This window comes from Corynebacterium occultum (genome assembly GCF_009734425.1).
GTDB lineage: Bacteria > Actinomycetota > Actinomycetes > Mycobacteriales > Mycobacteriaceae > Corynebacterium > Corynebacterium occultum.
In genome coordinates, this window is sequence record NZ_CP046455.1 from 1,713,185 (window position 1) to 1,735,328 (window position 22,144).

Genomic DNA, 22,144 nt, shown 5'->3' on the forward strand with positions numbered 1-22,144 from the left:
CTCAGGCCGGAGCCAGACCCTGCAAAAAGGGGTTACCGTGTCGCTCCGCCCGCATCGTGGTCATCGGACCATGACCGGGCAGCACCTGCACCTGGTCCGCCAGCCCCAGCACCGGGCCCCGCAGGGAATCCATCATCTGCGCCGGATCCGAACCCTCCAGGTCGGTACGCCCGATCGCCCCCTTGAAGAGGACATCCCCCGAGAAGCAGAGCTCCGCATTGTGCAACATCACTGACCCCGGCGAATGCCCCGGCGCGTGGCTGATCTCGAACTCCGTACCAGCTAGCCGGATACGCTCTCCCCCGTTGAGTTCCCGAAGATCATCGATGGGGGTCATACCCGCAGCCTCGAAAAGCACCTGGGAGTTCGCGGAGACCCCACGCCCACCCGCCAGCATGAAGGCGTCCTCGGGGTGGATGTAGACCGGCACATTCAGACGACGCGCCAGCGTCCCGGCATCACGGGTGTGGTCGATGTGCCCGTGGGTGAGGATGATCTTTTCCAGGCTTGCGTCATTTTGCTGGAGAAAGTCGAGAACCCGGTCATGCGTGTGCATGCCGGGATCAATGACGACCACCTGCTCCCCTTCATGAAGCAGGTAGCAATTGGTCTGGTAGGGGCCGGCGGAAAAACCCGAGATCTGCATGGATCAGAGTTTATCCGCAACCCTGGGGGTGCTTGTCGATGCCCCGCCAGGGCCGGGAAGGCAGGCTAGTTCAGCGCTGCGATGGCCGCATCGTAGTCCGGCTCCGTGGTGATCTCCGGAACCAGCTGCTCATAGACGATTTTGCCGTTCTCATCGGCGACGATGACCGCGCGGGCCAGCAGCCCCTTCAGCGGGGAGCCCTCCAGCTTCAGGCCATAGTCCTGGCCGAAGGTGGAACGGAAAGCGGAACCGGAGGTGACATTTTCGATGTTCTCAGCGGCGCAGAAACGACCCTGGGCGAAGGGCAGGTCATGGGAGACACACAGCACGGCGGTGTTCTCCAGGTCAGCGGCACGCTGGTTGAACTCCCGGACCGAGGCGGCGCAGACACCGGTGTCCACGGAGGGGAAGATGTTCAGCACGATGCGCTTACCTGCGAAATCAGCCTGGGAGATTTCACCGAGCTCAGAGCCGACCAGGGTGAAATCGGGGAGGGTCTCGCCGACCTGGGGCAGCTCGCCGGAGGTCTGGGTGGGGTCATTCTGAAAATTAGTGGTTGCCATAACCGCCAGGATAGGCATTTTTCAGGTCTCCTGCCACGGGGCTGTCGGAGTACCCCACCCCGACCCGGTCTCGGGGCCGGGGTGGCACCCGATCTCGCCCTGCGGGGCCGGGTACCGGGCCGGGCGCTACAATTATGCGGAGCAGATGGCCCGCGCTCGGGTTTCGCCACCTCCCAGCCGTCAAGCGTTGGGGGCTGGGACAGTGCGCGCCGGGACCATCCCTGGACAGTCCACCGACACGGCAGAGGAACTTCTACGTTGAGCAATAATAAGGAGCGCGGCGAGCAGTCGCTCGAGCAGCTGGACAAGGCACTCAAGGCACGCGACCGCAAGGAGAAGACAGGTCCCCTCAAGACCGTCGTCGCAGCGGCTGCCGCCATCGTCGTGGTGGTCGGCGGTATCTGGTTCGCCGCCACCCAGAATGGTGATGAAGAGGAGATCACCGCCGAGGAGACCTCCACCCAGCAGACCACTGAAGCCCCGGAGATTGAGCCGTTGGCCATGACCCGTGAGACTCCGCTGGCGGAAACTGTGGCCTGCACCTACGAGGAAACCGGCGATGCCGCCCGCGAGGTCAGCGTCCCGGCCGGGGAGGACATCCCCACCACCGGTACCGTCACCGTCAACCTGAGCACCAACCAGGGCAACATCGGTATGGAGCTGGACCGGAGCGTCTCCCCCTGCACCGTCAACGCCATCGAGCATCTGGCGGAAAATGACTACTATGACGACACCGTCTGCCACCGTCTGACCACCAGCGGGATCTTCGTGCTGCAGTGTGGTGACCCCAGCGGCAACGGTGCCGGTGGCCCGGGCTTCCAATTCGCCAATGAGTACCCCACCGATGAGGCCGATGAGGAAACCAGTGCGGTGATCTATCCGCGCGGTTCGATCGCCATGGCCAATGCCGGCCCCGGCACCAACGGTTCCCAGATCTTCCTGAACTACCAGGACTCCCCGTTGGCGCCGGACTACACCTACTTCGGTCAGATCTCCGAGGAAGGGCTCGCCACCCTCGATGCCATCGCCGAAAAGGGTGTGGAAGGCGGCGCCGGTGACGGCGCCCCCGTGGAAGAGGTCCGGATCGAAGAGGCCAGCATCGCCTAGTTGATTTTCTGAAAACCCGGGGCTTGCCCCCGGGCATGGGGATTCACCCCTCTGGACCCCTTTCCCTGAAGTTCACCTCCCCCTAATTAAGGGGGAGGTGATATTTCTCATGAGTGGTGCCCGATTTGATCCGAAGTTTTCTGCTCATTCAACCCTTCGGGGGGCTTTTGATGGAATTCAGCTTTAGTTGGCTCAAAATTAACGGGCATGACGCTCCGTGGGGTTCAAGTAAACCCCTCAGGGATGACTCGAATTTTTTGGTTTCACTATTTTGTCATGAAAATCAAGTTTCCGCAGGTAAAAGGGGCGCAGAGAAATATAAGAATCTTCCACGAAGAGGTTGCGGAAGACTTCGGTTATGATTAGTCTCTGTCTCGTCTCCATTGATTCCCGAAGAAGGATCTGATTCTCCATGAAGCTGTTCTCCCGCACGAGCCTTGTCGCAGTCATCGCCTCCGCTGGCCTGGTCACTGGCGCCCTGGTTGTCCCGGCCTCCGCTGAGGAGACCGCCCCCGCCACCGAGACCACCAACACTCAGGAAGCTCCGGCCACGGACACCGCGCAGCCCGAGGTTGACGAGGTTGACGAGGATCTCGAGCCGGAGCCGGAGCTTTCCTCCTCCGATGAGTTCATCGCCGGTTCCTCCGATGAGGACGGCAACCTGAAGGCCAGTGCAATCCGTGACTGGATCGCCGTGTTCACCGCCATCATCGGCGCTCTCTCCACCGTCTTCGTCTTCGCCGACAAGCTGAACTAAGCCCTTCCGGAATAATTCATTCGGTTGAAAACTCCGCGGGAGAAACAACCGCGAGAATCCAGCAGTATGAGAAACCACCGCCGACAGCGGTGGTTTTTTCTTTCCCCGTATCCCCTGCCCAACAGCCTGGGTCTGGGGGCTCCTGTCCCCTGCTACCGTGTCCGGTATGGGCGCTGTTGTCTCGGGCGGGTTGTGGGAGCCCACGGCCGTCGAGAAGCGGCTGAAGCCGAAAGATCTCCGCCCCTCTCCTGGTTGGAGGGAGGCGGAGATCTTTTCAGACCATCACCTCCGGGGACAGTATCCCCAGGCTGATGGCTTTAAGGCTGGGTGAGATTAACCCAGGAAACGGGCGACCTCGCGCTGGATATTGGCCTGGATCTCAGCGAAGAGCTGGCCACCGTTGAAGAGATTGGCCAAGCCCAGTGCGCCGGCGATGGCGGCGACCGCTGCCACGGCAGCAGCGATCACGCCACCGGTGGGAGAGTCGATGGAACCCGCAGTGGGCTCCTGCGGCTCCTCCGGTTCCTGCGGATCTTCAGAGGCCTGCGGAGCAGCCGCATCGGTGGTGATGATGATGTCTTCGACACCACCCCGGAAGCTTTCGGGAACAACCAGGTCAGCGAACTGCGCGGTACCGGTGGAACCATAACCGGCGCTGATGACGGTGGTGTCGATCGCAGCGCTGAACTCCTCCTCACCCAGCTTGATGGTGACCTCGGTGGCAGTCTCATTCTGGGAGTAGGCCAGGGACTCCAGGTCGATGGTCACGGTACTACCCGGGGCCAGGTCCCCGGTGACGCTGATGCCGATGTCACTCTGGCCCCAGCGGGGCTCCAGGTCCTCGGCCTCAGCCAGGTGGTCGATGAACATCTGGACATCCATGGCACCGACATCCTCGAAGTTCCTGACGTTTTCCAGGGCGCTGAAACCGTCACCACCCTCGAAGAGGAAGGTGGAGGCGGCGACGGTGTAGTCCTTGGTCGGATCCAGTGGCTCGCCGTTGATGGTGGCCTGGATGATGCGTTCACCAGCAGCCGCGGTGGGATCGTAGGTGTAGGAGAAGTTGTCGGAGACACCCAGGGACAGGCGGGGACGGGAGTCCGCCGAATCCTTCCACTGCTGCTCCAGAGCCTGGAGGATATCAGCACCGCTGAGGGTTCCGTAGGCGACGGCGTTACCGAAGGGCTGCACGGTGAAGGCCTCAGCGTAGGTAACGTCGCCAGCCTCCAGGTCCGCGCGGACACCACCGGCGTTCATCAGCCCCAGGTCGATATCCTGGCCCACGACTTCAGACATTTGAGAGCGCTGCGCCTCGGCGATGAGGTTGTTGAGGGTGGACTCGATTCCCCGGTTGGAGCCGGACTCTTCGCCGGGGTTCGCACCCCGGGTGAAGGTGTGCTCGATGGAGGCCACGACCTTGGCCCCCTCGATCTCGGCCTGCACCACTGCCTGCTCGACAATGTTGGTGACCGCTACGTTCGGGGTGACCGACTCATCCTTGGCCATCTCATCGGCGGTGAAGAGGCTCGGCTCGATGCTGATGATCTCGCCACTGTCGGCGTCGACGGTGAAGTCCAGGTTGGCCAGCAGCTTGCCGTACTCCAGGGCCTGGACGATGACGGGCTGGGAGTTTTCCCCGCTCAGGTAACGGGCATGAGAGTCACCGGCGAAGACGGCATCAACATCCTCCGAGAAGGTGGTGGCGGTTTCACCATCCTCGTGGAAGAGCGCGATGACCACATCGGCCTCACCGTTGGTTTCCTCACCGTCGGAGAGCTCAGCTGCGATTTCATTGGTGACGATTTCCGGGTCCAGGAACTCCAGTCCCTCAACAGCCGAGGGTGCCACCTTGTTCTTGGTCTGTTCGGTGACGGTACCGATGAAGGCGACGGAGATGCTGTCTCCCTCTGCGTTCTCGACCTCCTTGATCGTGTACTCCTCCAGGACGGCCTCGCCCTTGGCATCAACGACGTTGGCACCCAGGATGGGGAACTCGGAGTTCGGCACGATCCGGTCCCGCAGGTCAGTGAATCCCTGGTCGAACTCGTGGTTGCCGGCGGCGGAGACATCCACTCCCATGGCGTTCAGGACGTCAATGGTGGGCTCATCATTGAGCAGCGCAGAGGTGAAGGCGGAGCCGCCGACATTGTCACCGGAGGTGGTGTGGAAGTGGGTGCTGCCCTCGGCTACCGCCTCGGCACGCAGGGCGTCGATCTTGCCTGCGATCAGTGCGGCGCCGGCTTCCTCCACTTCACCGGTGTCGGAATCAGCGACCTCTTCCAGGTGCCCGTGGAAGTCGCTGAAGTTGGAGACCGAGAAGGTGACCTGGTTTTCGGTGGTCTGGGCGACAGCGTTCGGTGTCAGACAGAGCACCAGTGCGCTGGCGGTGGCGACAGCGGTGGCGGTGTTCCGGACATGAGCGGTGCGGGGGTGCTTCATCTCGAAAGTGCTCCTGAAACTTAAGGTGGAATTATTGCTCTACCCATAAGTTCATAATGAAAATTCTCGCTTCCTGCAGGGTGAGAATGAGGTTGCTCTCAGATTCTCCTGCAGGTTCACCATGGGGCCACCAAAGATTCATGCCCCAGTCAGCCATTTTAATATCACCATTAACCTTGGGTTTGGTGCCCCAACCTTCCCGTATGACTCCCCCATCGACGAATCAACGCCCCTCCAGCCACTGGATGCCCCGCCCCTTGCGGATCACCAATCCGGACTCGCCCCAGTTGGCCGGGTTCTCCGTCGCGGACACATCCCCGGCGAGGGCATCCTGAAGTAGCGATTCCACACCTTCCCGCGGCTGGACCGGAGTCTGGAAACGCCCCAGATCGATGGTGGTGCTCAACCCCCGGGCGCAGAAGAACTCCAGCATCGCCTCGGCGATGAGTTTACGGCTGCGCGGTTTGACGAATTGGTGCCCTTCCCCCGGTACCATCAGAAAGGTGGTCTCCACGCCACGGCGCGCCAGGGCCTCCTCCATCTGCTGGGATTCTTTGGGGGGCACCGCACTATCCCACTCCCCGTGAAGAAAGAGCACCGGGGTGCGGATTTTATCGGCCAGGTAGAGCGGGGAGATCGCCACCAGCAGTTCCGCATCGTGCATCGGATAACCGTATTTGGGGTAGGCGGCGCTGGCCAACCAAGGTTCGGTGCTCCGGAAGTAGGTGCGGAAGCTGCTCATCCCGCAGGCATCGACGATCCCGGTGAAAAGCTCCGGGTGCCGGGCGGCCACCATCAGGGCGAGGTAACCGCCGTAGCTGCGACCCCCGAGTGCCAGGCGGGTGGGGTCGGCAACTCCGGCGTCGATGAGGAAGTGGGCGGTGTCCGCCACATCATTGATGGCGGCAAAACGCCCATAACGGTCATCAGCATGTTGGAATCTCCGGCCAGATCCCTTGGAGCCGCGAATATTGGGGGTGAATACGGTGATCCCGGAGTCGATCAGTGCGGTGAGTACATCATGGTTGACGGGGCGTGACTGCCCCTCCGGCCCACCGTGGAGGTGGATATAGGTCGGCTGTGGGGTGGCTTCCTCCCCTGCCCCCTCAACGGGCTGGGCATGGTAGAGCCAGCCGGAGAGTTCCAACCCGTCCCGGGCGGTGTAGTGCACCAGCTCAGGAACGTGTTCCTCCCTGGCGAGGGGGGCACGCGCCTGATCCTCGGCGGGGCGCAGGTGCTCCAACTGGCCGAGGTCGGTGAAGATCACCTCCACCGTGGGCGGAAGGTTGGGTCCTTCCACGGTGAGTGAGAGCAGAGAGCCGTCATCGGTGATGGAAAGACCGGAGGCGACCATGCCATCCAGTTCCACGGTGCGCCGCATGGTGATCGACTGGTCCGGGGCCAGTGCCAGGAGTTCGAGTGCGGAAATCCCCGAGAGGTTCCACAGCACGGCAGCGGTGGAGAGATCCTCGCTGATGACGAACTCATCCACCTCAGCATCGCCATTGGTGATGACCTCGGTCTCCGTGACCTGGTCAGCGGTGATCCCCAGGCGGACCACCCGGCGGCGGTCACCATTGTGGTCGGTGCAGACAATCACCGCCAGGTCGTCCTCCCCCGGATCGGAAAGGAAGGTTCCGGTTTCGGTCATGGATCCGGGGTCCGGGGGCAGCAGGGGCAGCCATCTACCGTCCGGGGTGATCAGCAGTAGTTCCCGGCTGCCCCGGGGACCCACCCGCATCAGGGCATGGTGTTGTTCGGCGGCGATCAGGAGGCTGTCGGTGCGCCGGTCCAGAACCTCGACGGTGTTGTTGCGCGGATCCACCAGCCGGGCTTCCGTGACACCATTGCTGGTCACCGCGTTCATGGCCAGCAGGTCCCCGTCCCACTCCACCAAGGTGGTCAGCACATCCTCCTGGGCGTGCAGCATCTTGGCCTGCTTCCCGGCCCCCGGATCCCCGCCCGCGGGGACCACCCAGGTCACCAGGCGTTCGCTGCCCTTCGGTGAGGCTTCGCAGGCGATCCATTTGCCGTCCGGGGAGTAGAGCACCTTGGTCACCGAACCGCGCCCCTCAATCGGCAGCGCGACGATCTCCTCTTCGCCCAGTCCCGCTTCCCCCAGCCGGGCACGCACGGCATAGGGGTAGCCTCCGTCCCGGACGATATAAGTGATGGCGGAACCATCCGGGGCGAGCGCGGAACCATAGGACTGACGCATGAAAGCACAGTCTATTAGACGCGCCCCCGCTCCGCCCGGAAAAACACTCCCCCTGCTTCTCGACGCCCACCCCCCTGCCCGCCGGCCACCCCACGAAGAGCACCGCCCCGGGATGCCCCTCCAGAGGGACACCCCGGGGCGGATGTGCCACCAGCTGTGTTAGTTCTGCACCCGGTAAACGTCGAAGACGGCCTCGGTGTTACGCAGCGTGGTCATCAGGGTTCCCAACTGTTTGGTGTCGGAGACCGAGAAGGTGAAACGGATGATCGCGATACGGTCCTCCGAAGCCTGGGAGTGCATTGCGATCACCGAGAGCTTCTGCTCATTGATCACCCGGGTCAGTTCGAAGAGCAGGCCGGAACGATCCAGGGCCTCAACCTGGAGGGTTGCCTCGAAAGCTGAACGGGTTGAGCTCTCCACTTCCCAGGCGACGTCGATAAGCCGTTCCGGTTCCTGCCGCAGCTGCTCCGTATTGGTGCAGTCGGTGCGGTGGACGGAAACTCCCCCACCACGGGTGACGAACCCGAAGATCTCATCACCGGGCACCGGCTGACAGCATTTGGCCAGCTTGGCCAGCACATCCGGGCTGCCCTCAACCAGGATGCCCGCCGAACCGGCGCTGATCCGGTTGCGTGAGCTGACGATCTCGGAGAAGGGAGTGCGGTCGACCAGTGCATCCTCGGCGTCATCCTGATCGCCGAAGGCTGCCATCAGGCGGTGTGCCACATGCTGGGCAGACACCGAACCGGAACCGATCGCCGTGTAGAGAGCGTCGACATCCGGGTAGTGCAGCTCTCCGGCCACCCCCTTCATGGACTGGGCGGTGAAGAGGCGGTGCATGGGCAGACCACCCCGCTGTACCTCCGCAGCCAGGGCATCCCGACCGGCCTCCAGGTGCTCCTCCCGGCGCTCCTTGGCGAACCACTGCCGGATCTTGGCCTTGGCGCGGGGGGAAACCGCGAAATTCTGCCAGTCCCGGGAGGGCCCGGCATTGGCGTCCTTGGAGGTGAAGATCTCCACCCGGTCACCGGATTTGAGCTTCGACTCCAGTGCCACCAGCTTGCCGTTGATCTTCGCACCGATGCAGCGGTGGCCGACCTCGGTGTGGACGGTGTAGGCGAAGTCCACCGGGGTGGAGTCCACCGGCAGGTTGATCACATCCCCCTTGGGGGTGAAAACGAAGATCTGCTTGGCGGTCAGGTCATAGCGCAGGGAGTCCAGGAACTCATTGGGGTCCGCGGCCTCCTTCTGCCAGTCCAGCAGCTGCCGCATCCAGGACATCTGGTCCACCTCGGACCTGTCACCGGAGTGGGAACCCTTGGTCTCCTTGTAACGCCAGTGCGCGGCAATGCCGAACTCGGCGTTGTAGTGCATCTCATGGGTGCGCACCTGCACCTCCAGGGGTTTGCCCCCGGGGATCATCACCGTGGTGTGCAGTGACTGGTACACCCCGAAACGCGGAGCAGAGATATAGTCCTTGAAGCGGCCCGGCATGGCGGAGAAAAGCGCATGGACCACACCGATGGCGGCATAACAGTTGTTGATGTTGTCCACCAGGATGCGGATACCCACCAGGTCGAAGATCTCATCGAACTCCCGTCCCCGGACAATCATCTTCTGGTAGATCGACCAGTAGTGCTTCGGCCGACCCATCACCTCAGCGGGGATGGCGTTCTCCCGGAGCGACTCCTGCACCTGATCGATGATGTCCTTGAGGTAGCGGTCCCGGGAAGGTGCCCGGTCGGCAACCAGGCGGACAATCTCGTCATACTTCTTCGGGTAGAGAATCGCGAAGGAAAGATCCTCCAGCTCCCACTTGATGCTGGCCATGCCCAGGCGATGCGCCAGGGGGGCGATCACCTCCAGGGTCTGGCGGGCCTTCTTGGCCTGCTTCTCGGGGGGCAGGAAACGCATGGTGCGCATATTGTGCAGCCGGTCCGCGACCTTGATCACCAGCACCCGGGGGTCCTGACTCATCGCCACGATCATCTTGCGGATGGTCTCCGCCTCAGCGGCCGCACCAAGTGCCACCTTGTCCAGCTTGGTCACCCCGTCCACCAGGCGGGAGACCTCCTCACCGAAGTCCGCGATGAGGTCATCCAGGCCATAGTCGGTGTCTTCCACGGTGTCATGCAGCAGCGCCGCCACCAGTGTGGTGGTGTCCATGCCGATTTCTGCGGCGATGGTGGCCACCGCCAAGGGGTGGGTGATATAGGGATCACCGGACTTGCGGAAAACCCCCTCATGGAGACGTTCCGCGGTGATGTAGGCACGTTCCAGCAGTTCCGCATCCGCCTTGGGATGGAACTGCCGGTGAATGCTCAACAGCGGGGCGAGCACCGGATTGGTTTTACCCCGGGTCCCGGTCAGGCTTCGGGCCAACCTGGCAGACATGCTTCGCACACCTACTGAGGTGCGCCTGTTGTTGCGTTCCGTGCTCATGGCCGATCCCTTCCGACTACTCCTGCTCCGCAGGTTCATTAACGACCACGAGGGGAAGGTCATCCAGTCGTTCGCGGCCACCGAGTCCGGCGACCTCCAGAACAACCACATTACCGGCCACTTCGCCGCCGCACTTCTCAATCAGGTTGCGCGCCGCAACCAGGGTTCCGCCGGTGGCCAGCACATCGTCAACGAGCACCACCTGCTGCCCCTCAAGGCCCATGCCAGTGGCCGGGATCTCCAGCGCCGCAGTCCCATATTCCAGGGAGTACTCCTGGGAATGGACCGGCGGCGGCAGTTTACCCTTCTTGCGGATCGCCAGGATCCCCAGACCCATTTTGTAGGCGACGGCGGAACCCAGCAGGAATCCACGGGCATCCAACCCCCCAATGAGGGTGGCACCCAAACGGGTGCAGGCATCGGCGAGCTCATCGACCATGAGCTGGAAAGCGTCCGCGTCCGCGAGGACCGGGGTCAGGTCCTCAAAGAGAACCCCGTTCGTCGGGAAGTCCTCCACCAGCCGGATCTTCTCCGCGAGTGCATGCTGGGCATCGCGGTATTTGTTCTCGGACACTTATTCCTCTTCTTCCTCTGTAATGGGGGCCTCATATCGCCAACGATCCATGTTCCAGCCGATGCCGGTAGAGCCGGTGTACTCCACCACGTTACCCACATCACCGTCGATGGCGAAGGTTCGGGGCTGGGCTGCCAACGGGATTATCCTAGCCTCCTCCCAGGCCTGTTCCTCAGCCTCCCAGAGGGCAGCCACATTGCCGTCCTCAGCGATGACCCCGCCGTACTCGACCAGCGGATCCACCGGCCGCAGCACCGCATCCAGACTGCCCTCCAGGTAAAGTTCCTCACCCCAGGGTCCGGTGCCGAGCCGGGCAAGATCGGCCATGGTCGAACCCTCCGCAGAGGCATCCACCACAGTGATACCCGCCGCCTCACAGGACACCCGGATCGACTCCACCATGGCGGCCATCCGCTCATCAGGTCCCTGATACCCGATCCGGACCGTGGTGCCCCACAGCGCGGAAGCCTGTTCTGTGTCAACCCCCAGCTTCGGTTCCACCACCCCGGCCAACTGCCGGGCCACCGGATCAAAGTGAGAAACCACATGGGTGCCCACCACCGGCAACTCCCGGCCCGCCACCGCGGAGGAGGCCGCCGCCACCGCCCGCTGATCCACGCAGGCGGTGAAAGCCTGACGGGAGGGCTGACCATAGAACACCCCGGAACTGCCCAACACCAGAGACTCGGTGAGGATGCCCTCCAGATCCTCCACCCGCAGCTGATTCATCGGGTCATCGCGGTTCACCCAGTCATAATTGTCCGCATCGGCGATCTGGATCGCGCCCTCCGCTGCGAGCGCCGCCTTATCCACCTCACCCGGCCACACCACCAGCCGGGAAAGCACCGGTTGATCCCCGAAATAACGCTCATTGGCCACCAGGGTCACCTCCCCCGACTCCCCGACCGACTCCACCCGGTAAGGCCCGGAGGACAGCTGCAACGCCGGGTCGAAACTGTCGAGGTTGAAATCCTCCCGCCAGATCCGCGCAACCTCCTCCAGCTGATCGCGATCCTCGGCCTGCAGGGCGTCGTGAAGCGCCGCGGTGCTCAGGCCAGCCTTCTCGGCGATGGCGTGGGCGGGCAGCACGGTACCCGGGGAAAAGAGTTGACGCCACCGCGCTCCGGCATCCTCCTTGAAAACCACGGTGAAACGCTTCGCCCCCGGCTCGCAGCTCATCCGCTCGATCTGCTCCGTCAACGGCAGATAAGACTCGAAAAGCGTCGACATCACCCCGGCCTTGTAGTTGAGCAGGTAATCGGTGCAGGTGATCGGGGTTCCGTCACTCCAGACCGTATCCTCGCTCAGGGTGTAGATCACCTGCCGATTTGCACCGGGCAGCACCTGGGTGCTCACCAGGTCAGTGTTGGGGATCATCTGGCCTGAGGGGCCGGCGACATAGACCGAGGGGAAGATACGCACCGAGAGCAGCTGGGCACTGGTTGAGGCACCCACCAGGCTGGCGGCATTGGTGGTGCGCAACGGGGTGGAGAGGGCGTAGCCGAAGTGGTCCAGGGTGGACAGGTCCTCCTCCGGCTCCGGTGCCGGGGCACATGCCACCATCCCCAGCACCGCGCTCAGACTGAGGGTAGAAAACGCCGATCGAAGCCATCCGCGTCCGGACACCTGGATTTTCACCGTGCTGCCACCCGATTTCCATTTAGGTTGTGCGCAGCCGAAAAACCGCGCGATGTTCACAGAACCCAAATTATACGTCTCCCACGGTGGCACAAAACCCCGCCCCCTGGCACCGCGGGTGCGGTTTTTCGGGAACGGGGCTGGTGGCGCTTATCGACGCCGCGGAGCAGGCTGGGTCTGGTACTCCAGAGCGGAGCAGTTAGCGGCCCGGCCGCCAGGTGACGGAACCACTGGGGCCCTCATCCCGGGGGCGGTCATCTTCCACCCGCAGAACCGGGGAGACGATGGTGCGCTTGGCGGTGGTTTCGGACTCCTCGGAGGTGAAGGAACCTGCCTCACCGGAGGCACCGCCACCCACCTCAGCGACACTGCTCTTGCCGGTGCGGGCGGCACTCACCCGGGCGTTATGTGCCCTGGCTTCCTTACTGCGGTTGTGGATGGTCACCAGCAGCGGGGTGGCCAGGAAGATCGAGGAGAAGATGCCCTGGATGACACCGATCAGCTGGATCAACGCCAGGTCACGGAGGGTGCCCACACCCAGCATCCAGACCGCCACCACCATCAGGGCAATGATCGGCAGGGCCGAAATGACCGAGGTGGAGATGGAACGCACCACGGTCTGGTTGACCGCCAGGTTGGCCTGCTCCCCATAGGTTCGCCTGGTGGAGTCATTCAGCCCAGCAGTGTTCTCACGAACCTTATCGAAGACGATCACCGTGTCATAGATGGAGAAGGAGAGCACAGTCAACAGACCGATGACGGTGGCCGGGGAAACCTCGAAGCCGAATACGGCGTAGATACCGGCGATCAGCACACCATCCACGGCCAGGGCGATCATCGCCGCGGCCGCCATCGCGCGCTGCAGTCGGAATGCGATGTAGGCGAAGGCGGCCAGCAGGAAGACCACCATGGCGATGAGCATCCGCTGGGTGATGGTCGAACCCCAGGACTCGGAGACGGTGGAGTCACCGACCGCATCCGGGGAGGGGTTGCCCTCCGTGTCCAGCGGCTGGAACTCCTCGAAGATCGCCAGACGGGCATCGGTGATCTGATCCTCGTTGAGACGCTCAGTGGTGATCTCGAGAGTACGGCCATCACCGGAGCCGACGATCTGAGTCAGTTCCGGCTCCACGCCGGTGGCCTCGACAAAGGTGTCCTCAACCTGCTCGACCACCAGATCGGCGGCCGGCATGGTCATCTTGGTGCCACCCTCGAAATCGATGCTCAGGGAGAAACCCCGGATCGCGATGGCGAGGATACTGATCACCAGCAGGGCAACGGTGATCCAGTACCAGAGCTTGCTGCGGCCGATGAAATCGATGCCGCCGGTGTCGGAGTAGAGGCTCCGCGTGGAACCCTTCTTCTTGGTATCGGTACTCATGAGCTACTTCTCCTCATCCTGCTCGGCGGGAGCAGCGGTGTCGGTGGATCCGGCGGTGGTGGCTCCGGCAGTGTCCCGGGGCTCGGCCTCGGCCGACTCGGGGGCGGCCGCAGCCTCACGCTTGACCGCCTGTTCCTGCTCCGCGAAACGGAAGGAGGAACCCATGCCGTTGATGACGGACTTGGCAAAGAAGGGCCTACGGGAAGCCAGGAGCATCAGCGGTGCGGTGATCATGAAGGTGACCAGCAGGTCGAAGACAGTGGTCAGACCCAGCGTGAAGGCGAAGCCCTTGACCTCACCGACGGCCAGCAGATAAATGATCACAGCTGCCAGCAGGGTTACGATATTACCGGTGACGATCGTGCGTTTGGCGCGATCCCAACCACGGGGAACCGCGGAACGGAAGGAACGTCCCTCACGGACCTCATCCTTGATCCGCTCGTAGAGCACCACGAAGGAGTCGGCGGTGGTGCCGATACCGATGACGATACCGGCCATGCCGGAAAGGTCCAGGGTATAACCGATCCAGCGGCCCAGCAGCACCAGCGCGCCGTAGAGGAGCACACCGGCGGCGGCCAGGGTGATCAGGGAGACGAAACCGAAGATGCGGTAGTAGGCGAAAACGAAGATGGCGACCAGAAGCAGACCCACCAGACCGGCAACCAGGGCAGCCTGCATGGCGGCCGCACCCAGGGAAGGCGGGACGGTCTCGGCGGTACCGCCGGACTCACCATCCTCACCGGCGAAGGAGAGCGGCAGTGCGCCGTAGCGGAGGTTGTTCGCCAGATCCTGGGCCTCCTCCTGGGTGAAGTCACCGGTGATGGAGGTGGCGGAGCCGACCGGGGTGGGTGACTGGATCACCGGGGCGGAGATCACCTGGGAGTCCAGGGTGATGGCGACCTGCTGCTGCAGGTAGTCAGTGGTCAGCTGACTCCAGGTGGCGGCACCCTGCTCACCGCTGCCGGACTTGAAGGAGAAGGAGATCTCCATCTGGCCGGTCTGCGGGTTGAAGCCACCGCTGATCGGACGGTCGGTGTCGATCTGGTTACCGGTCAGTCGCTCACCATCTTCCGCATCCGTCTCGCCGACCAGCAAGGGAACCTCACCGAGCAGCATGACCTGACCGATGGAGGGGTCACAGGCCAGCAGCGGCTGGGTGGGATCATCGGTGCCCTGCAGCGGATCAGTCTCATCCGGGCCACAACGCATCAGCGCCTGGGTGACGAACTGAACCGAGGGATCGGTGGACTGACGGTGGGCACGCAGCATCTCGGTCACCTCACCACGACGCTCCCCGGCGACAATGGAGTTTTCCGGCTCCGGCAGCGGGATGGCGGTGATCTCGGGGACCGGAGTTTCCTCCACCGCCGGGGCTTCCTCACCTTCCACGGCGCCGGTATCGGCGGCAGCCTGATTGGCGTCATTGACCGCACCGATGATCAGGTTGAGAGCCTCAGCGGCCTCCTCCTCAGTGACCACACCGTATTCCACCCACTGGTTGGCCATTTCCTCAGCCAGCCCGGGGATCTCCCCCACAATGGGCTGCTCGCCGGTGATGACCGGACGGAAGTACAGCTGGGAGGTTTGTCCCACGGCACGAGCTTGCGAGGTGTCCTCACCCGGGACGGTGATCACCAGGGTGCTGCCGTCAGCGACGACACTGGCATCGGAGACACCCATGCCGTTGACACGCTTCTCCAGGATGTCCCGGGCCTGTCGCAGCTGATCCTGGGTGGGTTCCTCACCCTGGGGGACCAGCGTCACCCGGGTTCCGCCCTGCAGATCAATGCCGAGCTTCGGGGTGGTCGAACGATCACCGGTGAAGAACACCAGGGCGAACATGGCCAACACGATCAGCACAAAGAATGCGATGGCCTGTGTCGGCCAATTCCGCCTGGGCGAACTGGAGCCGGATCGACCTCCGGCTCCAGCGCGTCTGGTTTTAGTGGACAAGGATGTCTCCCCTCTGGGGCAAAGTGGCCCCATCCCGGGACACCTCACGGTGCCACCCCGGAACAGAACCGTCCCGCCGAACATCACCTTTCAGGCGGTGGCGGAACTGACTCAGCTCGAATGGACAAAAATTGAAGATGGACTCGGATACCAGGGTCAGGCACCGAAGGCACAAAATGTCATGGTACGTGATGGGGGTTAGGTTGACCTGCCCAACCCTGCCCAGGGCAGGGTTGATCGCCATCACATAAAAAACCACCACGAAGCACCGGAGGTGTTCGTGGTGGTGGAGGTTTTTTAACGGAGGTTCTCCGGATGTCCCCCGCCCGGAGTCTGACCCTCGGGGCCTTCCTCACGGCGCGACTGGTCCTCGAGGGGGTACTCCTGTTCCGGGGAGCCATCGAAGGCGGCATCCTCCGGGTGGCCGTACTCGGCGGTGCCGACCATGCCCTGGTTCTCATTACGAACCACGGACATCTTCTCGAGGGTGATCACCACACCGGGTGCGATCTCCAGGTCGATCTCGGTCGGGCGGATGCTGACGATGGTGCCATGGAGACCGGAGACGGTGACCACCCGCTCGCCGGGGTGCAGAGAGTCCTGGTAATTCTTGATTTCAGCCTGGTTGCGGCGCTGTTTACGCGCCATCAGGAGGGAGGGAAGAAGAAAGACCAGAAGCAGAAGTATGAGAAGAACAATGTCCATAATGTTCCCCAGTGTGCCAGACAACCCCTCTCCATCACCATTCCTCTGAACTTTTTCACAGTGGATTTCCAGCCACCCAACTCCTGGTTGATCCCACGGAGGGAAATCGGTGGGATCAGTAACCGATCGAACCTTCCGGTGGGGTCAGCCCAAGATGGCGCCAGGCGGCGGCGGTGGCCACCCGGCCCCGGCCGGTGCGGGCGATCATCCCGGCACGGACCAGATAGGGTTCGCAGACTTCCTCCACGGTGGCGGATTCCTCACCCACCGCCACGGCGAGGGTGTTCACCCCCACCGGTCCCCCACCGTGTCCCTTGATCAGAGCGGTGAGCACCGCCCGGTCCAGGCGGTCCAGTCCCATCTCATCCACGTCGAAGATGCGCAGGGCCTCCTTGGCGGCGGCGAGATCAACCACCCCGTCAGACTCCACCTCGGCGTAGTCCCGGACGCGGCGCAGTAGGCGGTTGGCAATTCGCGGGGTACCCCGGGAACGCGAGGCTATCTCGACGGCGGCATCTGCTTCGATGCTGATACCCAGGATCTTCGCAGTTCTGGTGACCACCCGGGTGAGGTCCTCCACGTCATAGAACTCCATCTGCGCGGTGAAGCCGAAGCGGTCACGCAGCGGACCGGTGAGCATGCCGGAGCGGGTGGTCGCGCCAACCAGGGTGAAGGACGGCAGCTCCAGGGGGATGGAGGTGGCACCGGGGCCCTTTCCCACTATCACGTCAATCCGGAAATCCTCCATCGCCATGTAGAGCATCTCCTCCGCGGGGCGGGCGATGCGGTGGATCTCATCAATGAAGAGAACATCACCTTCCATCAGGTTGGAGAGCATGGCTGCCAGGTCGCCGGCGCGTTCCAGTGCCGGTCCGGAGGTCATGCGCAAGCTGGCACCCATTTCCTGGGCGATGATCATCGCCATGGTGGTTTTACCCAGACCAGGGGGCCCGGAAAGGAGCACGTGGTCCGGGGTCACCCCCCGACGTTTGGCACCGGTGAGCACCAGGTCCAGCTGGCCGCGGACCTTCGGCTGGCCGATGAACTCCACCAGGCTGCGGGGCCGTAGCGTGGATTCGCCATCCTGTTCCTGCGGGGTGGCCTGTGGGTTGACGGGCGCATCCTCTGCCCTGCCTGCCCCGGCGTATTCCGGAGGCAGCTGAAACTCGGTCTTTTCCACATCTGACATTGTTGTCCGCCTCCGACTACTTCTTGCCCAGGCCAGCCAGGGCGGCACGCAGCGCCGCACTGGTCGTCAGTTCGGGATCTTCCGCCAGGACCGTGTTCACTGCCGCGGTGGCTTCCTTTTCCCCGAAGCCCAGTCCCAGAAGTGCTGCGGCGACCTGTTCGGCCACCGCCTCCGAACCCATCGGCAATTGGGTCCCGAGTTCCATCTCACCGGCTTCGGCCGGGGCGAGGTAGGCGGTGACCTTCTCCTTGAGTTCCAGCGCCATACGCTCCGCCATGCGTTTGCCCACACCCGGGATGCGCTGCAAGGTCTTGGAATCCGCCTCGGCGACAGCCTTGGCCAGCTCGGCGGGGTGCAGCACCGCCAGGGAGGCCATCGCCAGTTTCGGGCCCAGCCCGGTGACGGTCTGCAGGAGGTGGAACATCTCCCGGTCCTCGTTCTCCTTGAAACCGTAGAGCTGCATGGAATCCTCACGCACAACCATGGTGGTGAAAATGAAGGATTCTTCGCCGCGGCGCAGTTCCGCCAGGGTCCGGGGGGTGGCACTGAAGTGGTAACCCACACCAGAGCACTCGATCACCCCGTGGTCGAGTCCGATTTCGATAACCGTGCCACGCAATGAGGCAATCATGATTGTGCTCCTTGAATTCGGTTGACGGGGTGTCCGGCACCCCGGCCAGCCACCGGGTGATTGTTGCGGCGGGCCGCGAGCTCCGCGTCCCGGCGCGCCAGGGCGGCCTTTTCCCGTGCGATCAGGGGTGCCCGCCAGCAGTGGCAGACCGCCAGTGCCAGGGCATCAGCCGCATCCGCGGGTTTGGGGGCTTCGGCAAGGCCCAGGATCCGGGTGATCATCACCGTCATCTGTTTCTTGTCGGCACGCCCATTGCCGGAGATGGCCTTCTTGACCTCACTGGGGGTGTACATGTGTACCGCGAGCCCCTGTTCGGCGGCGGCCAGCATGATCACCCCGACCGCGTGGGCGGTGTGGATGACGGTGGAGACGTTGCCGCGTTCGAAGAGCCGCTCAATGGCGACCACATCGGGCTGATATTCCTGGATCCATTCGGTAGTGGCTTTGAAGATCCGGAGCAGGCGTTTCTCCAGTTCCAGATCGGAGGGGGTGCGGACGACTCCCACCGAGATGGGCAGGACTGCTCTGCCGCGACCAGCCTGGACCACGGAGAGTCCGCACCGGGTCAGGCCGGGATCCACTCCCATGACCCGAAGCCCTTCGAGGTTCATCCCGGTTCCACCTTTCTCTTCGTATTCCCGGCTGGGCAGATAAAAACAGTGTGCCGACGGCTACTGCCCCAGCTTGATACATTCTTAGCACACAAGTGCTAATGGAGGATTTTCCGTTTCCCTGGGCGTCAAACTACAACGCCGCAGTGCCCTGACCCGAGGTTCCGGGGGTGGGGCACCGCGGCATTGCGGTTCGGGGTGAACTAGGGCCTGGGTCAGGCGTCGAGTTCAGCGAGGACCTCTTCGGAGAGGTCCATGTTGGTGTAGACGTTCTGGACGTCATCGGAGTCTTCGAGGGCGTCGACGAGCTTGAACATCTTGCGGGCCCCGTCGGCATCCAGAGCAACCTCGACGGAGGCGCGGAAATCGCTGTCAGAGTCCTCGACCTCGATGCCGGCTTCCTCCAGGGCATCCCGGATGGCAGGCATATCAACCGGCGCGGAGAGGATCTCGAAGCTCTCACCGATGTCCTTGACTTCCTCGGCACCGGCATCCAGGACGGCCATGAGCACGTCATCCTCGGCGAGTTCACCCTTGGCGACCAGCACGACACCCTTGCGGATGAACATGTAGGACACGGAACCGGATTCACCCAGGTTGCCGTTATTCTTGGTCATCGCGGTGCGCACCTCGGTGGCTGCGCGGTTGCGGTTGTCGGTCAGACACTCAATGAGCATTGCGACACCGTTGGGGCCATACCCCTCGTACATGATGGTTTCCCAGTCGGCACCGCCGGCTTCCTCGCCGGAGCCACGCTTGCGTGCGCGTTCAATGTTGTCATTGGGGACGGAGGCCTTCTTGGCCTTCTTGATCATGTCGTCGAGGGTCGGGTTCGCGCTTGGATCGCCGCCACCGGTGCGGGCCGCGACCTCAATGTTCTTGATCATTTTGGCGAACTCCTTGCCACGCTTGGCATCGTTCGCCGCCTTCTTGTGCTTGGTGGTAGCCCACTTTGAATGGCCGGCCATAGCAGTCCTTTCCTTCGGCGACACCGCGCGCGCTCTTACCGGGAGGTTGCGGACCGGGAGTTCTTGAGAGTGTGAATACACCGGTGCCGCACCAGGGGTGCGCGGCTGCGGCAATTGGTGTTGCTCCGCCAAGTATACGCAGGTGGGTGGAGCGGGTTTTCTGCGACTGGCCGAACATCTAGAGTCGGGCGGTACTTTTCTGCACCATCGCCAGGAAGTAACGGTGGATCCGGGTGTCTCCGGTGACCTCCGGATGGAAACTGGTGGCCAGCACATTCCCCTGACGTACGGCGACCACCGCCCCCTCAGAAGGGCCGGCGGGAACTGTCGCCAGCTTTTCGACGCCCTCCCCGACCCGCTCCACCCAGGGGGCCCTGATGAAGACCGCCGGCACGGGGGCTTCTATTCCCTGGAAATCCAGTTCCGCCTCAAAGGAATCAACCTGGCGGCCGAAGGCATTACGCCGCACGGTGATGTCCAGTGCGTTGAGCTGTTGTGCATCCGCCCGGTGATCGAGGGCCTCATTGGCCAGCAGGATCATCCCCGCGCAGGTGCCGTAGGCCGGGAGTCCACCGGCCAGGGCCTCTCGCAGCGGCTCCAGCAGCCCTCCGAGTTCCAGCAGTCGGGACATGGTGGTGGATTCTCCGCCGGGCAGGATTAGTCCGTCAATGCCTTTGAGGTGCTCGGGGCGGCGTACCTGACGGTGAATCACCCCGAGCTGGTCGAGGGTGCGTTCATGCTCTCGGACACCACCCTGAACTGCCAGGATTCCGATGTGTGCCTTGGTCATTTCTGCTCCTCGGATGATTTCATCGGAATGCTCGAGCCACCTTCACGGAGTGTTCGGGTCAAGCCTTCCTGATTGACTATAGCGACCAAGTCGCCAGCTTGATTGAAAATTCGACCATGAGTCAAGGCCCTGCCCTTACCTGCGGAGGGTGAGCGTTGATCATAGAGCAGCCATTCATCAGCCCGGAAGGGGCGGGTGAACCACATGGCGTGATCAAGGGAGGCCATCTGCACCTTCTCCCCGGGATGCACACTGACCGAGGCATGAAGCAGGGTCATATCCGACATGTAGGCCAGGGTGCAGACATGGAAGGTCTGATCATCCGGTAGCTGTGCCCTGGAACGGAACCACACCACCTGTTCCACACTGGTCAGCGGATTGCGTTCATAGAGCTCCGGGGGCACCGGGCGGATGTCCCAGTCGGACCATTCATCCAGCAGCGCGCGAGAACTGACCGGCATCCTTTCGAAGTCCACCTCAAAGTCATCCGGCCCCGGGACCGGACGCATCTGATCCTGGTGTTCAATGCCACTGTCACCTTCCCGGTGAAAACTGGCCTGCATCGAGAAGATGGTCTGGCCATCCTGGATGGCTTTAACCTGGCGGGCCTGGAAGCTTCGCCCATCCCGCATCCGGTCGACCAGGAACACGGTCGGCTGATCCGAGATCCCCGGGGCCATGAAATACCCGTGTAGGGAATGGACCTGGAAGTTATCCGGCACGGTGCGGGTCGCAGCCACGAGCGCCTGGGCGGCGACCTGACCGCCGAAGGTCCGGGCCAGTTGAGACTCCACCACCGGTCCCCGGTAGATATCAGTGTCGATCCGCTCGACATCCAGGATGTATTCGATCCCGCCCATATTCGACAATCCCGGCCTACCTCATCTTTACGTGTCCATGTGGTCAGTGGATTTCCTCCGAGGTGTGCAGTGACGCACGCTCCACCGGTGAGTTCCCTCACACACCTTAGCCTGCCAGCTTGCGGGTTCGGAGTAAATGCCCGCCTTCGGTTAGCGTTGCGGACATGACACCGAAAAATCTGCACCGGATCGCCGCCGGTCTGGAAATGGTCACCTGGACCCTCCTCATCCTCGGCATGATCCTGAAGTACAGCGGAGTCACCGACTCCCTGGTTCCCATCGCCGGACCGATCCACGGCTTCGGCTTCCTCTGCTTCGTCGCGATCACCGTGCTGCTGTGGGTGAACAACCGCTGGTCCTTCGGGCTGGGGGCGCTCGGCCTGGTGGTCTCCATCATCCCCTGGGGTGCCCTGCCCTTCACCCTCTGGGCGGACAAGAAGGGCCACCTGGAGGGCGGCTGGCGCTACCTCAACGATGATGCGGAGCCGAAGAACCTGGCGGATCGAGGCCTGGCCCAGATGGTGCGACACCCGGTCCGCACCATGCTCATCCTGCTGGTGATCATCGTCATTGTGTTCACCCTGCTACTGACCCTGGGGCAGCCCTATGACCCGGATGCCATCGTAGATGCGGTCAACTAGATCCCTCCCCTGAGGAAGGACACGGCGCCTG

At 62.9% G+C, this 22,144-nt stretch carries 20 protein-coding genes; 4 read left to right on the plus strand and 16 right to left on the minus strand.

Translation table 11 applies throughout. The annotated features are described in order from the left end of the window. Nucleotide 1: 1 nt before the first annotated feature. A complete protein-coding gene (locus tag COCCU_RS07980; protein WP_156231024.1) occupies nucleotides 2–646 on the minus strand; it encodes an MBL fold metallo-hydrolase in 645 nt (214 codons plus the stop codon). Between the two features lie 65 nt (nucleotides 647–711). Then, nucleotides 712–1,209, minus strand: a complete 498-nt coding sequence (gene tpx / locus COCCU_RS07985) for a thiol peroxidase (protein ID WP_156231025.1) — start codon at nucleotides 1,207–1,209, stop codon at nucleotides 712–714. A 258-nt stretch (nucleotides 1,210–1,467) separates the two neighbouring features. Here tpx and COCCU_RS07990 point away from each other — a divergent pair, with 258 nt between their 5' ends. Further along, complete coding sequence (locus tag COCCU_RS07990; RefSeq protein ID WP_156231026.1) at nucleotides 1,468–2,316, plus strand: peptidylprolyl isomerase; 849 nt, start codon at nucleotides 1,468–1,470, stop codon at nucleotides 2,314–2,316. 412 nt (nucleotides 2,317–2,728) lie between these two features. Next, nucleotides 2,729–3,073 (plus strand): hypothetical protein, encoded by a 345-nt coding sequence (locus COCCU_RS07995; RefSeq protein WP_156231027.1) that lies wholly within the window; start codon nucleotides 2,729–2,731, stop codon nucleotides 3,071–3,073. A gap of 333 nt (nucleotides 3,074–3,406) precedes the next feature. Here COCCU_RS07995 and COCCU_RS08000 read toward each other — a convergent pair whose 3' ends face one another. The 7 genes from COCCU_RS08000 to secD form a co-directional block, all read right to left on the minus strand. After that, nucleotides 3,407–5,512, minus strand: a complete 2,106-nt coding sequence (locus COCCU_RS08000) for a bifunctional metallophosphatase/5'-nucleotidase (RefSeq protein WP_156231028.1) — start codon at nucleotides 5,510–5,512, stop codon at nucleotides 3,407–3,409. A 223-nt stretch (nucleotides 5,513–5,735) separates the two neighbouring features. Continuing rightward, nucleotides 5,736–7,730 (minus strand): S9 family peptidase, encoded by a 1,995-nt coding sequence (locus COCCU_RS08005; protein ID WP_156231029.1) that lies wholly within the window; start codon nucleotides 7,728–7,730, stop codon nucleotides 5,736–5,738. A gap of 159 nt (nucleotides 7,731–7,889) precedes the next feature. Further along, entirely contained in the window at nucleotides 7,890–10,172 is a 2,283-nt protein-coding gene (locus COCCU_RS08010) for a RelA/SpoT family protein (RefSeq protein ID WP_156231030.1), read from the minus strand. A 16-nt stretch (nucleotides 10,173–10,188) separates the two neighbouring features. Beyond that, nucleotides 10,189–10,746, minus strand: coding sequence for an adenine phosphoribosyltransferase (locus COCCU_RS08015; protein ID WP_156231031.1), 558 nt, complete (start codon nucleotides 10,744–10,746; stop codon nucleotides 10,189–10,191). Then, on the minus strand, nucleotides 10,747–12,309 hold the full coding sequence (locus COCCU_RS08020; RefSeq protein WP_156232706.1) for an ABC transporter substrate-binding protein: 1,563 nt from the start codon (nucleotides 12,307–12,309) through the stop codon (nucleotides 10,747–10,749). A 274-nt stretch (nucleotides 12,310–12,583) separates the two neighbouring features. Beyond that, nucleotides 12,584–13,765, minus strand: coding sequence for a protein translocase subunit SecF (secF, locus tag COCCU_RS08025; RefSeq protein ID WP_156231032.1), 1,182 nt, complete (start codon nucleotides 13,763–13,765; stop codon nucleotides 12,584–12,586). 3 nt (nucleotides 13,766–13,768) lie between these two features. Continuing rightward, on the minus strand, nucleotides 13,769–15,625 hold the full coding sequence (gene secD, locus COCCU_RS08030; protein WP_407924132.1) for a protein translocase subunit SecD: 1,857 nt from the start codon (nucleotides 15,623–15,625) through the stop codon (nucleotides 13,769–13,771). Here secD and COCCU_RS14680 point away from each other — a divergent pair. Then, entirely contained in the window at nucleotides 15,606–15,920 is a 315-nt protein-coding gene (locus tag COCCU_RS14680) for a hypothetical protein (protein WP_231598704.1), read from the plus strand. The two genes, secD and COCCU_RS14680, sit on opposite strands and share 20 nt — an antisense overlap. A 95-nt stretch (nucleotides 15,921–16,015) precedes the next feature. Here COCCU_RS14680 and yajC read toward each other — a convergent pair whose 3' ends face one another. The 7 genes from yajC to COCCU_RS08065 all read right to left on the minus strand — a co-directional run bounded on the left by yajC (nucleotide 16,016) and on the right by COCCU_RS08065 (nucleotide 21,472). Next, a complete protein-coding gene (yajC, locus tag COCCU_RS08035) occupies nucleotides 16,016–16,423 on the minus strand; it encodes a preprotein translocase subunit YajC (protein WP_156231034.1) in 408 nt (135 codons plus the stop codon). 115 nt (nucleotides 16,424–16,538) lie between these two features. Then, on the minus strand, nucleotides 16,539–17,612 hold the full coding sequence (ruvB, locus tag COCCU_RS08040) for a Holliday junction branch migration DNA helicase RuvB (RefSeq protein ID WP_156231035.1): 1,074 nt from the start codon (nucleotides 17,610–17,612) through the stop codon (nucleotides 16,539–16,541). Nucleotides 17,613–17,628: 16 nt separating this feature from the next. Continuing rightward, on the minus strand, nucleotides 17,629–18,243 hold the full coding sequence (ruvA, locus tag COCCU_RS08045; RefSeq protein ID WP_156231036.1) for a Holliday junction branch migration protein RuvA: 615 nt from the start codon (nucleotides 18,241–18,243) through the stop codon (nucleotides 17,629–17,631). Further along, nucleotides 18,240–18,854 carry a crossover junction endodeoxyribonuclease RuvC gene (gene ruvC, locus COCCU_RS08050; RefSeq protein WP_156231037.1) on the minus strand — a complete coding sequence of 205 codons (615 nt, stop codon included), beginning with the start codon at nucleotides 18,852–18,854 and terminating at the stop codon, nucleotides 18,240–18,242. The genes ruvA and ruvC overlap by 4 nt, the downstream gene beginning before the upstream one ends. Before the next feature lie 215 nt (nucleotides 18,855–19,069). After that, nucleotides 19,070–19,822 carry a YebC/PmpR family DNA-binding transcriptional regulator gene (locus COCCU_RS08055; protein ID WP_156231038.1) on the minus strand — a complete coding sequence of 251 codons (753 nt, stop codon included), beginning with the start codon at nucleotides 19,820–19,822 and terminating at the stop codon, nucleotides 19,070–19,072. Nucleotides 19,823–20,000: 178 nt separating this feature from the next. Beyond that, nucleotides 20,001–20,612 (minus strand): pyridoxal 5'-phosphate synthase glutaminase subunit PdxT, encoded by a 612-nt coding sequence (gene pdxT / locus COCCU_RS08060; RefSeq protein ID WP_156231039.1) that lies wholly within the window; start codon nucleotides 20,610–20,612, stop codon nucleotides 20,001–20,003. Beyond that, complete coding sequence (locus COCCU_RS08065; protein WP_156231040.1) at nucleotides 20,609–21,472, minus strand: acyl-CoA thioesterase; 864 nt, start codon at nucleotides 21,470–21,472, stop codon at nucleotides 20,609–20,611. The genes pdxT and COCCU_RS08065 overlap by 4 nt, the downstream gene beginning before the upstream one ends. Before the next feature lie 164 nt (nucleotides 21,473–21,636). Between COCCU_RS08065 and COCCU_RS08070 the strand changes: the two genes are divergently transcribed. Beyond that, nucleotides 21,637–22,113, plus strand: a complete 477-nt coding sequence (locus COCCU_RS08070; protein WP_156231041.1) for a DUF3817 domain-containing protein — start codon at nucleotides 21,637–21,639, stop codon at nucleotides 22,111–22,113. The last annotated feature ends 31 nt before the right edge of the window (nucleotides 22,114–22,144 follow it).